Raw genomic sequence first — 14716 nt, forward strand, 5'->3', positions numbered from 1 at the left:
CCTAGAGGTGGCGAGCCTTCCATGATCCTAAGGCCCGGGTGTAAAATGGCATCGGTTTCGCTTGAATCCGTTTCAAAGAGCTTTGGTACGCATAGCGTTATTCAAGACGTCAATCTCCAGATCAATGACGGCGAATTCGTCGTCTTCGTCGGCCCTTCCGGCTGCGGCAAGTCGACGCTTCTGCGTATCGTCGCCGGGCTCATCTCCGCATCGAAGGGCGTGGTCAGCATTGGAGGTGACGACGTCACCGATGTGCCTGCCTCCAAGCGCGGCGTCGCATTCGTCTTTCAGTCCTACGCGCTCTATCCGCATATGAGCGTCGCGCGCAACATCGGCTTTGCCCTGGAAACCCTAGGCATGGGGCGCGATGCGGTCCGGCAGAAGGTGGCGTCCGTCGCACGCATGCTGAAGGTCGATCATCTGCTCGAGCGCCGGCCACGGGAGCTCTCCGGCGGCCAGCGCCAGCGTGTGGCGATCGGCCGGGCGCTGGTACGCCAGCCCGAGATATTCCTTTTCGACGAGCCGCTTTCCAACCTCGATTCCGACTTGCGGATGGAAATGCGTATGGAGATCGCCAAGCTCCATGACGATCTCAAGACGACGATGATCTATGTGACCCATGATCAATCCGAGGCCATGACGCTCGCCGACAGGATCGTCGTTCTCAATCATGGCCGTATCGAGCAGATCGGAACGCCACAAGAGCTTTATCATGCGCCAGACAACCGCTTCGTGGCTGGATTCATCGGCAGTCCGCGTATGAATTTCCTGCCCGTCGCAATGCGCCAGGCGGCGGGCGCCAACCGGATCGAGGGGGCTGGCGGCCTTTCCATCGGCGCGGCGGTAGAGGCTTCGGCTGAGCCCGTCGCCGCAATCGGCATCCGGCCGGAAGCATTGCGCCTCGTCGACGCCATCGAAGGCCGTATGGTCTGTACGCTGGAGCGTGTCGAGGATCTGGGACACGAGCATTTCGGCTATTGCCGTATCGCCGACGACATCATCTGGGTGATCCGGCTTGCGACAGCACCCGGGCCACATCTCATCGGCAAGCCTGTCGGGTTGGATTTTACTGATGCGGCCATGTTTGTCTTCGATGCCGAGGGCAGGCGCCTGGTACTTGATCGTCCGTCCGCGCAGCCCGGGGAGGCAAACGATCGATGAGCGCTCGACTCGCCCGCCGGGATCACCGAGCCGCATGGCTGTTTCTCATTCCCATTATCGTGGTGATGCTGGTCGTCGCCCTCTGGCCGCTCGTTCGCACCTTCTTCTTCGCCTTTACGGATGCCTATCTCGACAATCCCTCGGCCTATTCTATGATCGGCTTCGATAATTTCATCGAGGTCATCCAGGATCACGGCTGGTGGGTCGCCGTAAAGAATACCCTGGTCTTCACCGTGATCTCGGTTGCGATCGAAACCGTCCTCGGGATCGCCATCGCGCTTCTCGTCAACGAGGCGATCCCCGGCCGGGGGCTTGCCCGCGCCGCCATTCTCGTTCCCTGGGCGATCCCCGTTGTCGTCTCCACCAAGATTTGGGAATGGATGCTCAACGATCAGTTCGGCGTGATCAACAAGCTGCTCATCGAACTCGGCCTCATCGACCATGGCATTGCGTGGACGGCCAACAGTTCGCTCATCATGGGCGCCGTCATCTTCGTCGACGTGTGGATGACCACGCCCTTCATGGTGCTGCTGATCCTCGCCGGCCTGCAGCTGATCTCGCCGGAAATCTTCGAGGCCGCGGAGGTGGATGGTATCCCAGCCTGGAAAAGGTTCTGGTCGATCACCCTGCCGATGCTGCGACCGGCCATCGGCGTGGCGGTGCTGTTTCGCGTGCTCGACGCGCTCAGAATGTTCGACCTTGCCTATGTCATGGCCGCCAGCAACGAGAATGTCATGACCGTATCGATCTACGCCCGCGACAGGTTGATCAGCTTTCAGGAACTCGGCGTCGGCTCGGCCGCATCGACCTGGGTATTTCTGCTCGTGGCACTTGCCGCGATCATCATCATCGGGGTGCTTCGCCTCGACCGGGCAGCGGGGCACTGACGCAGATGGCAGACGCAACCATGCAAGGATCCGGCATCCAAAAACCCCAGCGCAAGTCGTCCTCTTACTATCGAATGAGACGGCGGTGCGTCAGGGCCCTGCAGATCGTGGCACTCCTGTTCGTGCTCTTCTACACGCTCTTTCCCTATTACTGGGCTTTCGTCTCCTCAACCAAGCAGGGTGCTGCACTTTACCATTCGGCGCTGCTGCCGGCCTTCGACTTTACCTACTACCGGCAGCTGATCGACAATCCGGTGTTCATGCGGTCCCTTTTGAATTCCGTCTATGTCGCAACGACAACGACCTTTCTGTCCCTCATCATCGGGCTAAGCGCCGCCTATGCGCTCGGCCGCATCGACTTTCCGCAGCGTCGCGCCATGCTGATGATCGTGTTGATGGTCTCGATCTTCCCGCAGGTGGTCGTGCTGTCGGGCATGTTCGAGCTGATCAACTGGTTTGGGCTCTTCAATCGCCCGAGCGCACTGGTGCTGACCTATCTGCTGTCGACCGTGCCGTTTACCACCTGGATCCTGACGACCTTCATCCGCGAATTCCCGCGCGAGCTGGAAGAGGCGGCGATCATCGACGGCTGCTCGCATTTCCGGATTCTCATGAAGATACTCCTGCCGCTGATGGGGCCATCGCTTGCAAGCACCGGCATCCTCGCCTTCATCCTCGCCTGGAACGAATTCCTCTTCGCTCTCACCTTCACCCTCACCGACGAAAACCGCACCGTGCCGGTCGCCATCGGCCTGATTGCCGGCACCAGCCGCTTCGAATATCCTTTCGGGCAAATCATGGCAGCCTCCGTCACCGTGACGCTACCGCTCATCATCGTGGTCCTTTTCTTCCAGAGGCGGATCGTTGCCGGTTTGACGGCCGGCGCGGTGAAAGGCTGAGGCGGCAAAGGATAGACCGATGGACATGCTTGTTAAGCTCTATGAATTGAAGCCGGACCCGGCGCTGCAGAAGCGCATGGACAGCGAGGGGATCGTCATTCGCAGGGTTCTGGCGCCGGAACTCAGCGCGCTGACTTCCTGGATCCAGCCGCTGTTCGGCGCGGGCTGGGCGGCGGAGGCGACGGCCGCCACCATGCGCCAGCCGCCATCCTGCTTTATCGCGATCAAAGATGACGTGCTCGTCGGCTTCGCATGCCATGAGGCGACCGCGAAGGGCTTCTTCGGGCCGACCGGCGTCGATCCGTCGATGCGCGGCAAGGGTGTCGGCCAGGCCCTGCTGCTGACGACGCTTCTGGACATGTATGCCCAGGGTTACGCTTATGGCGTGATCGGCGGCGCCGGGCCGATGGAGTTTTATCGCCGGAGCGTTGGCGCGATCCCGATCGAAGGCTCCGTACCTGGCATCTATCGCGGCATGCTGCCGCTTGCCAATCCGAGCGAAGTGTCGGAATCCGACTGACATCGATGCAGCCACGACTGGAAGAATGAACGCCGCCTGGAGATCACCTCATCCAGGCGGCGTTGTCTTATGCATGAGCCTTGAGAGGCGGAATACGGATCGCTCCGCTTAGCTTCTCGGCTTCAGGTTTTCAGGGTCATACAGCGGTTTGTAGCCGATGCTGACAACCTCGACTGGATAGGTCTCGGCGAAATATTCGACATTCAGCTTGCGGCCTTCCTGGCAATAGGCCCAGGGCAGATAGGCAAGGGCGATGTTCTTGCCGATCGTCGGACCGAAAGCGATGGAGGTCGTGTAGGAACGGCGGCCGAGCTCATCAATCAGCACCTTGCCGGTTTCGGGGTCCATGACCGGGAGATTGCCGACCGGGTAGCGCTTGACGCCATTTTTGTCGGTGTTGTCTGTCATGACCAGCGTGCAAAGCATGGCGGGCTGATGCTCGCGGGCTTTATACTCCAGATGCTTTGCCTTGCCGCGGAAGTCGGCTTCCTTGACCTTCGGACGGGCGAGGTCCGCCTCGATCAGATTGTACTGGGTGAGAAGGTCGGCATTCTGCAAGCGCAGGCTCTTTTCCATACGACGCGAGTTCGCATAGGTCTCGACGCCGAAGGCCATCACGCCGGTGGAGCGCAGCGCATCCCAGACGGCAAGGCCGTCCTCGTATTTCATGTGCAGTTCCCAACCCTGTTCACCGACATAGGAGATGCGGAAGGCGGTGACAGGCTTGCCGCCGATCTCAATCTGCTTGATCGCGGCGAAGGGGAAGTTTTCCGCATCAAGCCCGGCCGGATCAGCAACGACCTTCTTCAGCGTCTCGCGAGCATTCGGGCCCCAGATGCCGATGGTGATGAACGTCTCGGTGACATCGGTGATCGTGACGTCAAGGCCCCGATCCTCGGCGACGCGGCGCATATAGTGGAAGTCGCGCGGGCCGGCATCGGCACCGTTGATCAGCCGGCAACGGTCGGCCATACGGATGACGGTAAAGTCGGCGCGCACCATGCCTTCGTCGTCGAGGAAGTGGGTGTAGATACCCTTGCCGATATTTCCGTCGCCACCGATCTTTGCGGCGCACAGCCACTCAAGCAGCTCGACATGGTCAGGTCCCTCGATGTCGACCATGTGGAAATGCGAGAGATTGACGATACCGCAATCCTCGCTCATCGCGAGATGCTCGGCATTGGAGACACGCCAGAAATGGCGGCTGTCCCACTCATTCTGACGCACCGGCACGCGATCGCCATACTTCTCCAGCAGGTGCTCGTTTGCGGCATAACCATGGGCACGCTCCCAGCCCCCGAGCTCCATGAAGTAGCCGCCGAGCTCCTTCTCGCGCTCGTAGAACGGCGAACGCTTGACGTTGCGGCCCGAGGCGTAGGGCTCGCGCGTATGCACGGCCGGGAAGTAGATCTTCTGGGCGGCTTCATAGCAACGGCCCTCGATGAACTCTTCCGTCAGCTGGTGCGGATAGAAGCGCGCATAGTCGATGCTGTTGTGGTCGATCTCGGTACGACCGTCGGTCATCCAGTCGGCGATGAGCTTGCCGTAGCCCGGACCGTCCTTCACCCAGATGGCGACGCAGTACCAGAGGCCGCGTACTTTCTGGCTTTCGCCGCAGGACGGGCCGCCGGCGGCAGAAACCTGCAGCAGGCCGTTGAAGGAATGGCCCTCATTGTAGCCGAGCTCGCCGAGGATCGGCGTCAGTTCCATGGCGCGCTCAAGCGGCTCGATGATCTGTTCCATCTCGAGGTCGCGTTGCGAAGGCGACAGGCGGGCCTCATGCTTTTCTAGAATGTCGCGCGGGTGGCAGAGACGGGGATTGGTGGTCTCGTAGTAACCCCACTCGATCTGACCACCTTCCGTCGTCTTCGGATCGCCAGTGTCGCGCATATAGGCGGAATTGCCCTGGTCTCTGAGCAGCGGGAAACCGATGTCCTTGCCCGTGCCTTCGAACTCGTTATAGGGACCGAAGAAGGTGAGCGGATGATCGACCGGCATGACCGGCAGGTCTTCGCCGACCATCTCGGCAATCAGGCGACCCCAGATGCCGGCGCAGACGATGACGTAGTCGGCCATGATCGTGCCGCGATGCGTGACCACACCCTTGATGCGGCCGCCCTCGACGATCAACGACTGCGCAGGCGTATTGCCGTAGACCTTCAGCTTGCCGGATTTCTCGGCCGCATCCACCAGCTTGCCGGCGACGGTCTGCGAGCGCGGAACGACAAGGCCGGCATCCGGATCGAACATACCGCCCTGCACCTGATCTTCCTCGATCAGCGGGAACATTTCCTTGATCTCGGAGGGCGTGACGAGACGAACATTGGTGCCGAAGGCCTTGCCGGAGGAAGCCTTGCGTCTGATCTCTTCCATCCAGGTGTCGTCACCCGTGCGGGCAACTTCAAGGCCGCCAATACGGGCATAGTGCCCCATCTTCTCGAAGAAATCGATGGAATATTGCGTGGTCCAGACCGAGAGATAGTCGTGGCTGGTGGTGTAACAGAAGTCGGAGGCGTGCGCGGTCGAGCCGATGTCGGTCGGGACGCCGGATTTATCGATACCGACGATATCGTCCCATCCACGCTCGATCAGGTGATGCGCGATCGATGCGCCAACGATACCGCCCAGGCCAATGATGACGACCTTGGCCTTCTGGGGAAACTCTGCCATTGCTTGCGACTCCGAACTTTGGATTTGTCGAGACCTTAGCGCGAGCGGCTGCGCCATCGCTGCTTTTCTGCGACATTATCAAAATGCATCACGACCAGCCTACGGGTGGCGGGCAAATATTTTCAAGCGGTGGAATATATATCGACGGACGACAGATCGTCTGAACATACCCGCTCAAACCCCGGAGATGCGAATCAGTTTGCCGAACGACGGGGCTGGTCTTCGATTGGCGGCGGCAAAGCTCGCTCGGCCGCCTCCCGATACTATAGTTTATACTTTGTTAATTTTTTCACCTAAACGAAAGACATATAATCCGGTATTTCTTTGGGAAACGTTATTTTACTGCAAACAAGCCCCATTCTCCAAAGAAAAGAGCCAAATAGATTTTTAGCTTGTTGCCATGATGATCCTTATATGATTAATTTAGGATATTAGCAGGTTCGTGGGGAAGCTGCGGAGGGGCACACAAATGCTGAAAGCGCTAAGCGGTACCTTGCTCGTGGGTGCTGCAATTATCATGACGGAAGCACCCGCCATGGCTGCCGTCGCGAGCGGTAGTATGACGGTCCGCATTACCATCCAGGCCGAATGCAAGGTCCAGACCGCCAGCGATCTCGATTTCGGCACCAAGGGCGTTCTCGATGCCGCGACCGACCAGACCAGTACCATTGGCGTTCAATGCACGACGGGACAGACCTACAATGTTGGTTTGAGTGCCGGTGCCGGTTCCGGCGCAACAACGGCAGTTCGCAAGATGACGGGGCCAGGGGCGGCAACGATCAATTATTCCCTCTATCGTGATACGGCGCGCACCCTGCTTTGGGGCGTTACGATCGGTACGGATACGCTGGCAGGCACGGGCAATGGTGACGTACAGAACCTCACGGTCTATGGCCGGGTTCCGGCGCAGACCACCCCGGCGGCAGGTATCTATACCGATACAGTGGCGATCACCGTCAACTACTAAATACCGACTTCATGACTAGGAGGCTGCTATGCAACGCATGTTTACATGCCTTGCCACGACGACTCTTTTTCTCGTGAGTGCTTGTTTTGCGCAGGCCGCTTCCTTGCGCGTGGCACCCACCAATCTCGAACTCATCGCGCCTGACAGCACCGGCGTGCTCAATATGACCAATGATGGCGACCATCCCATTAACGTGCAGGTGCGTGTCTTCAAGTGGAGCCAAACAGGCGGCGTCGAGCAGCTCGAGCCGACGACAAACGTGGTGGCCAGTCCGCCGGCGACCAAGATGGCGCCAAACGCGGGCTATACGGTCCGTGTGATCCGAGCGAGCAAGGCACCGGTGCGAACCGAAGAGACCTATCGTGTCATCGTCGATGAGCTGCCGGACCCTTCCCGTGCAAAAGCCGGCACCGTGACCTTGATCGTGCGCCACTCGATCCCCGTCTTTTTCAGGAATGCGGATGCCAAGGCGGCCGATGTCTCCTGGAATCTGAGCCGGCAGGGCGACAGCCTTTTGCTGACCGGAAAGAACAATGGCAGCAGCCGCTTTCGTCTGTCGAACGTCACCCTCAAGCAAGGAGAGGCGAAAATCGGCGGTCGCAGCGGCCTAGTCGGGTACGTTCTCGGCGGCGCAACAATGCAATGGCCGATCGGGAGCGCAAGGTCCCTTTCCGGCGGCGCTGTAACCTTGCAAGGCCAGAGTGATCTTGGGCCGTTCAATGCCAATATCGCAATCACGAAGCGCTAGCCTCTGGATCGCCGTTGCATGCTTCATTTTCTGCGTTTCGGCGCCGCGCGCTCAAGAAGTGCCAAGCGAGCCGGCAACGGCCAATACCGGTGACATGCCTGCCGATACGCAGGATCTCTTTCTTGAAGTGTTCATCAACGATGCTTCGATGAAGATGATTGGCAATTTCAAGCAGCAGGCTGACGGTTCGCTCAAGGCAAGGGCCGGAGAGCTTCGCGAAGTCGGCATAAAGCCTCCAGAGGGTGTCGCCGACGATGACCTGATCGAGCTTGGCAGCTTGCCCGGCCTGTCCTACCGGATCGACGCGCAAAACCAGCAACTTTACGTGACGACAACGAATAACGGCCGCGCGGCGCGCATTATCAATGTCGGGAAAAATCAAAAGAATGACATTCCAGAGCCTCAATCCGGCTATGGAAGTGTACTCAACTACTCCCTCTTTGCCAGCTCCAATAGTCTGGGCAGCAGCGATGCCGGCCTGTTTCAGGGTATTTCCGGTTCATTCGATGCCCGCATATTCAGCCCCTACGGGGCGCTTAGCCAGTCGTTTTTAGCCGGCTATTCCGACGGCAGCCTTGACGGCATAACCAGGCTCAACACGACCTGGAGCTATTCCGATCCGAAGCGGCTGATAACCTACCGAGTGGGCGACTTCACCACCGGGGGTCTTTCTTGGACACGTCCCGTCTATTTCGGCGGCATCCAGGCGCAGCGCAATTTCGCGCTGCGATCCGATCTGGTGACGGAACCACTTCCCACATTCGGCGGAACGGCTGCGGTTCCGTCCACGCTCGAAATCTACACCCAGAATGTCCGGTCCTATTCCGGCGATGTGCCAGCCGGCCCATATCAGGTCACCAACCTGCCGGTCTTTTCCGGCGCCGGCGAAGCTCGTGTGGTCCTGCGCGACAGTCTTGGTCGTGAGACAGCCACGACATTGCCCTTCTATTCGTCAAACCGGCTCCTGCGCCAAGGCCTCTACGATTTCTCGGCCGAGATCGGCTCCCCGCGCCGCAACTTCGGCATAGAGTCAAACGACTATGACGGCCGCATCATGGGCGTCGCCACGGCGCGCTACGGATTGACCGATTGGCTGACCTTGGAAAGCCACTTCGAGGGAGGCGCCAATCTGCTCAATGGCGGCGTCGGCGCGGCCTTTCCCATCGGGGCCTGGGGTGTCGCATCGGCGGCCGTGGCCGCAAGCTCGAGCGGCAGCCGCTCGGGCGCGTTGTTCAATGCTTCGCTGGAGACGAGCTACAATGACTGGTCGATCTACGCCCGCATGCAGCGCGCCTTCGACAATTACGACGACATAGCCTCCGTCACAGCCGAGCCGACATCCAACGGCTCCGGACAGTTCACCGTGTTCAGCGCCGGCGTGCCCCGCGCCATCGACCAGGTCACGTTAAGTGTTCCGACGCCGCTGGATCTGTCGAGCCTCAATCTTTCCTATACCAGGCTTGAAAACGCCAATGGCGATAAGAGCCAGATCGCCGGCCTCTCATACAGCCAGACCTTCAAGCGCGCGAGCTTCTACGCAACCGCCTTCGCCGATCTCGACGACCGCAAGAGTTTCGGGATATTCGCCGGTCTTTCCATTCCCTTCGGGGACAACGTCACCGCCAGCACCGGTATCGAAAGCGGCCCTGACGGCTTCAACGTCGTTGCCGATATCTCCAAGTCTGAGCAGCCGGAAGATGGCAGCATTGGCTGGCGCGCGCGAACCTCCGAAGGAAAGGACGCGAACCGGCAAGCGGCGATCAGTTACCGTGCACCCTTCGCGCGCTTCGAGGCCGGCGTTCAGCAATATGACGGGAATGTCCGCGCCACCGGCCAGATGGACGGCGCCATTGCCGTTGCCGGCGGTGATGTCTTTACGTCCACCCGTATCGATGACGCTTTTGCCGTCGTCGATGTCGGCACGCCCGGGGTAGAGGTCCAGCAGCAAAACCGGCCGGTCGGCAAAACCAACAATAGCGGCCGCATCCTCGTGCCGAACCTCAACTCCTATGAGCCGAACACCGTGTCCATCGATCCGAAAAACCTTCCCGTCGATGCCGACGTGCCGGCGACGAAGGAGGTCGTCGTTCCCGCCGATCGTAGCGGCGTCGTTGTTAAATTCGGCGTCACGAAAGCCCCGCAAGCCGCGCTGATCACCATCATCGACAAAAACGGGACACCTCTTCAAGCCGGTCTCAGCGGCAAGCTGCAAGGGACGAGCGAAGAATTTGTCATCGGCTATGACGGCCAGGCCTATATTCGCGGCCTCAGCGCGCGAAACGCAATCGACATTCCGCTCCAGGATGGAAGCACGTGCCACGCCGAATTTCCCTACAAGCCTCAACCGGGCAAACAAGTCGTCATCAATGACGTCAAATGTTTGTGAGCCAAGGATCAAGGAATGCTACGCGCAATCGGTTTCCTGCTTTTCTCGCTGCTGCCGTCCCTATGCCTTGCGCAAAGTTGCAGCTTCACAGCCACCAATATGAGTTTTGGTGCGGTCGATACTCTGTCCGGCGGCCCAGTCAATTCGACCGCAACCGTAGGCGTCAGCTGCACCGGAGAGCTTCTCACGCAGCGACGTATCCTGATTTGCCCTGGTATTGGCGCGGGCAGTGGCGGCTCGACCTCGGCGGCGGCGCGTCAGATGCTGAATGGAGCCAATTCCCTGAACTATCAGCTCTATTCCGATTCCGGCCGGAGCGTGATCTGGGGTTCGAATAACTGGGCTTACGCTGCCAAGCCCCCACCTCTCGCGGTCACACTGAACTTACTCGGGTTTGCCAGTAGTTCAGCCACCCTCTACGGCACCGTGTTGGGCAGCCAGGCTGCAGCTGCGCCCGGGGCTTATCTTTCGACTTTTTCGTCAGCCGATACCTATTTCATTTATCGCTACAGCACCGACACTACCTGCGATGCTCCCGCGGGAACTCTCACAGGCGTGTCCTTCGCCGTCAATGCCAACGTCGCAGCGAATTGCCTGGTCAGTGTCCAGAATGTCGACTTCGGCACAAGGGGAGTTCTGAGCGCCAATGTCGACGCCACAGGTTCGGTAACGGCGACCTGCACGGCAGGAACGACCTACACGATTTCCTTGGGCGGTGGCCTCGCAAATGCCGCGCCAACGGCGCGCAAGATGTCGAAGGGAGCGGAAACCGTGACCTACGGGCTCTATAAGGACACGAACCGATCGCAGCCCTGGGGCGATGCGACTACCCCGGGCAGCACGGTCGCAGGAACCGGCACTGGCGCGGCCCAGGTCTTGACCGTCTATGGTCGTGTGCCTCCCCAGACCACGCCAACGCCCGGCACCTACACCGATACCGTGGTCGTGACGCTGACCTACTGATCGACCTATTTGCACGGCATACTGACTTTCTTGACTATTTCCAGACCGACCTGGGGGAAGCCGACGTGCCAAACCCCGACGTCGCAGGTGCAAGCTTGGGAAGGTGCTTGTATCGCTTCTGGACCATCATGATCTTCGTGGCCGCGGGCTTCGAGCACAGCGTGCCAATATGCTCGCCTTTGCACTGGCCATGCTGAGTGATCACCCCACGACGATCACACTCTACGGAGCGGTCCATAATCTGACGTTCGTGACGCTCGGAAACCTGGCGGGCGGCGGATTGATGATTGCTCTGGGATACTGGGTGCAAAGTTCCGCAGCGGGGCCAAGGGAAGCCGCGTTGCCCGAGATATCGCACCCATCGCCCCCGATATCGACTGCAGCACCGAAAAGCCGCCTGCCCGCCAACCGTGGATAGTCAATTCGGGCCGCACGCCATCATATCTTCGCCGCCTTGATGAAACGGGGATCGAAGGTCTTATCGTAGGGCACGTCGGCATCGGCCAATTCCGGGTCGAGCGTCTTCAGGACGCTCATCATCGACTTGTAGCCTTCCTCGCTAATCATGCCGTCAGGTGAATACATTTCCTTCGAATTCTTGAAGGCTTGTATGTAAAGGTCGCGGTTTCCGAGAAGGTAGTCTTCAGGCACAGTGTCGGCCACGTCTTCCGGCTTTGCCTGCTCGATCCATTTCAGGGCCTTCAGAAAGGCATTGGTGACCCGCTGCGTCGTCACCGGATTGGCCTCGGCGAAGCTGCGCTGGATGTAGACCGTTGCCGCGGGGTTCGGGCCGCCGAACAGCGCGCGCGTTCCGGCTTCCGTTCGCGTGTCGACCAGGACGGAAACCTGATCCTCATATTGAAGCTGGGCGATCACCGGATCGAGATGGGACAGGCCGTCGACCTCGCCATTCTTGATCGCAGCGACAGCGCTTGCGCCGCCGCCTATGCCGATCAATGCGACATCGGTGGGCGCCAGTCCGTTCTTCTGCAGGGCATATTGCAGCATCAGCGCCGTCGACGAACCCGGCGCCGTGACGCCGATCTTCCGCCCCTTGAGGTCGGCGACGGACTTGATCTCGCCCGCGAGCTCCTTGCGCACGGCAATCACGATCCCAGGGAAGCGGCCCAAGCCGCAGATGGCGACGATATCCTGCCCCTTGTTCTGCATGCGGATCGTATGCTCGTAGGCACCCGCGACGACATCGACCGAGCCGCCGATCAGCGCCTGCAGCGATTTCGCCCCCCCGGCAAAATCGTTGATCGTGACGTTGAGCCCCTCTTCCTTGAAGAAGCCCTTCTTCTCGGCAATCGTCAGCGGCAGGTAATAGAGCAACGGCTTGCCGCCGACGGCGAGCGTCAGATCCGGCTTTTCCGGCTTCGCGTCATCGGCGATGGCCGGTCCGCTTGCCTGAAAGAAGGCGGCAGCACCGATGCTGGCTGTGCCGATCAAGAATGTCCTGCGTTCCATGTTTTCCTCCACTCGTCGAGTTTGAAATCGTCTAATGTCGCCATCGCAGCATGTGCCGCTCGACCTTCGTCATCAGCCAATCGACGATGAGGACGAAGGCCATCAGCACGAACATGCCGGCAAAGACGCCGGTCACATCGAACACGCCTTCGGCCTGCTGGATGAGATAGCCGAGGCCTGCGGCCGAGCCCAGATATTCGCCGACCACCGCGCCGACGACGGCAAATCCCACCGAGGTATGGAGGCTCGAAAACATCCAGGACAAGGCCGAGGGAATATAGACGTGGCGCAGCAGCTGCCTCTCGTTCATGCCGAGCATGCGGGCATTGGCAAGCACGGTCGGGCTGACTTCCTTCACGCCCTGATAGACGTTGAAAAAGACGATGAAGAAGACCAGCGTGACGCCCAGCGCCACCTTCGACCAGATGCCGAGACCGAACCATAGGGCGAAGATCGGCGCGAGCACGACGCGCGGCAAGGCATTGGCGGCCTTGACATAGGGATCGAAGACAGCGGCCACCACGGGCCGCCGCGCAAACCAGAAACCGAAGGCCACCCCGCCGATCGCACCGATGAAAAATGCCAGAAGGGATTCCGACAGCGTCACCCATAGATGATACCAGATCGATCCGTCAGCGAACCATTTCACGATGCGCGCGGCAACCTTGAGCGGATCGGCAAAGAAGAAGGCGGCAGTTCGCGGATTGCCAAAGACATGCGTTGCCGTTGCGAGATACCACGCACCGACGATGACGATCGCCACCAGCAATTGGCAGGCCAGGAGCTTTATTCTGGTCATTGGGCGGCCACGTTGGTCTGCTGGTAGGCGGTCATGACTTCTTCTCGCAGCGCATGCCAGATGCTTTTATGCAGTTCGGTAAAGGCCGGGTCGTGGCGGATTTCGGCGATATCACGCGGCCGGGGGATCGAGACGCGGAAATCGCCGATGATCCGGGATTTCGGCCCCGCCGACATGATGACGATACGATCCGCAAGGGCAATCGCCTCGTCGAGATCGTGCGTGACGAACATCACTGCCTTCTTGTCCTCGGACCAAAGTTTCAGAAGAAGGTCGCCCATGATGAGGCGCGTCTGTGCATCGAGCGGACCGAACGGTTCGTCCATCAGCAACAGCTTCGGATTGCGGATGAGCACCTGGGCCAATCCGACCCGCTTGCGCTGGCCGCCGGAAAGCATGCGCGGATAGCGATCGGCAAAGCCGCCGAGGCCAACGCGCTCAAGCCATTCCATCGCCGATTTGCGCGCTTCACTCGTCGACACGCCGGACACTTCCAGGCCGATGGCGACATTTTCAAGCACGGTTTTCCATGGCATCAGCGAATCCTGTTGAAACAGGTAGCCGGCTTGCTTGTTCAGCCCCGTCAGAGGCCGCCCGAAAATCTCGACCGACCCGGACGCCGGCTCAAGCAGCCCTGCCGCCACATTGAGAAGCGTGGACTTGCCGCAGCCGGTCGGCCCGACGATCGCCAGAAATTCGTCGCCCGCCACATCGAGATCGGTGCCGGCCACCGCGTCGAAGCGCTTGCCACCGGCGATCCCGAAAGAAATCGACACATTATTCAGGCGAACAGCCCGAGGAGCCGCGATCGTCACGGCTTCCGCTTTCGATTGAAAATTTTTCAACTCTCCCGAACCCATCATTCAAACAAGCGACATCACATAGAACCGGATCAATCAGACAAAAATCGACCGCGATCCAACCCACTTCACGACAATACGGAGCGCGCAAACATGCTCGGCTGGGCAGGTCCAATGCCGCCGAACTGCGTTCATCGATGAAATGAGATGAGTTGGCTCGCCTCGCTGCCTCCTCCAAGCAGAACTCCACCAGACTAGTCTGGCATCAAGCTGCTCATTTTTCCATAGCATTTTCATCGGGAATCGTCTCGGGCGAACAATCAAGCATGGCCCGCGTTGCCGATATACAGCTATGTGCCCCTATGGCCGCTTCGACTTTGATAAGAACGAAGCCGGATCGATTTTGGATGGGCGGCGGCCGCTATCGCCGCATCTTGCCAACATCA

Annotated in this window: 12 protein-coding genes; 8 read left to right on the forward strand and 4 right to left on the reverse strand. The window is 59.7% G+C overall.

Annotated elements, in window-relative coordinates:
* The first annotated feature begins 45 nt into the window (after positions 1-45).
* From AB6803_RS28030 to AB6803_RS28045, 4 genes are read left to right on the forward strand one after another with little or no spacing between them, the layout of a single operon-like run.
* The gene (locus tag AB6803_RS28030) at positions 46-1161 is read left to right on the forward strand and encodes an ABC transporter ATP-binding protein (RefSeq protein WP_371111967.1); all 1116 of its coding nucleotides are present in this window, start codon (positions 46-48) and stop codon (positions 1159-1161) included.
* Entirely contained in the window at positions 1158-2048 is an 891-nt protein-coding gene (locus tag AB6803_RS28035) for a carbohydrate ABC transporter permease (protein WP_371111968.1), read from the forward strand. Before AB6803_RS28030 ends, AB6803_RS28035 begins: the two co-directional genes overlap by 4 nt.
* 5 nt (positions 2049-2053) lie before the next feature.
* A complete protein-coding gene (locus AB6803_RS28040; protein ID WP_371111969.1) occupies positions 2054-2947 on the forward strand; it encodes a carbohydrate ABC transporter permease in 894 nt (297 codons plus the stop codon).
* A gap of 19 nt (positions 2948-2966) precedes the next feature.
* Positions 2967-3467 carry a GNAT family N-acetyltransferase gene (locus AB6803_RS28045; protein ID WP_371111970.1) on the forward strand — a complete coding sequence of 167 codons (501 nt, stop codon included), beginning with the start codon at positions 2967-2969 and terminating at the stop codon, positions 3465-3467.
* Positions 3468-3575: 108 nt separating this feature from the next.
* Here AB6803_RS28045 and AB6803_RS28050 read toward each other — a convergent pair whose 3' ends face one another.
* Complete coding sequence (locus AB6803_RS28050; protein WP_371111971.1) at positions 3576-6137, reverse strand: FAD-dependent oxidoreductase; 2562 nt, start codon at positions 6135-6137, stop codon at positions 3576-3578.
* Positions 6138-6606: 469 nt separating this feature from the next.
* On the opposite strand from AB6803_RS28050, the gene AB6803_RS28055 reads away from it, so the two are divergent.
* The 4 genes from AB6803_RS28055 to AB6803_RS28070 are packed head-to-tail and all read left to right on the forward strand — an operon-like array spanning position 6607 to position 11201.
* Entirely contained in the window at positions 6607-7104 is a 498-nt protein-coding gene (locus AB6803_RS28055; protein WP_371111972.1) for a spore coat U domain-containing protein, read from the forward strand.
* A 28-nt stretch (positions 7105-7132) separates the two neighbouring features.
* Positions 7133-7852 carry a molecular chaperone gene (locus tag AB6803_RS28060; protein ID WP_371111973.1) on the forward strand — a complete coding sequence of 240 codons (720 nt, stop codon included), beginning with the start codon at positions 7133-7135 and terminating at the stop codon, positions 7850-7852.
* Complete coding sequence (locus AB6803_RS28065; RefSeq protein WP_371111974.1) at positions 7824-10238, forward strand: fimbria/pilus outer membrane usher protein; 2415 nt, start codon at positions 7824-7826, stop codon at positions 10236-10238. Before AB6803_RS28060 ends, AB6803_RS28065 begins: the two co-directional genes overlap by 29 nt.
* 15 nt (positions 10239-10253) lie before the next feature.
* Positions 10254-11201, forward strand: coding sequence for a spore coat protein U domain-containing protein (locus AB6803_RS28070; protein WP_371111975.1), 948 nt, complete (start codon positions 10254-10256; stop codon positions 11199-11201).
* Between the two features lie 438 nt (positions 11202-11639).
* On the opposite strand, the gene AB6803_RS28075 is transcribed toward AB6803_RS28070, so the two are convergent.
* Genes AB6803_RS28075 through AB6803_RS28085 form a run of 3 tightly spaced genes read right to left on the reverse strand, consistent with a single transcriptional unit; the run spans position 11640 to position 14330 of the window.
* Positions 11640-12671, reverse strand: coding sequence for an ABC transporter substrate-binding protein (locus tag AB6803_RS28075; RefSeq protein WP_371111976.1), 1032 nt, complete (start codon positions 12669-12671; stop codon positions 11640-11642).
* Positions 12672-12702: 31 nt separating this feature from the next.
* Positions 12703-13470 (reverse strand): ABC transporter permease, encoded by a 768-nt coding sequence (locus AB6803_RS28080; RefSeq protein WP_371111977.1) that lies wholly within the window; start codon positions 13468-13470, stop codon positions 12703-12705.
* Entirely contained in the window at positions 13467-14330 is an 864-nt protein-coding gene (locus AB6803_RS28085; protein WP_371112006.1) for an ABC transporter ATP-binding protein, read from the reverse strand. Before AB6803_RS28085 ends, AB6803_RS28080 begins: the two co-directional genes overlap by 4 nt.
* Positions 14331-14716 lie beyond the last annotated feature (386 nt).

Source organism: Rhizobium sp. RCC_161_2, from assembly GCF_041355235.1.
Classification (GTDB): domain Bacteria; phylum Pseudomonadota; class Alphaproteobacteria; order Rhizobiales; family Rhizobiaceae; genus Rhizobium.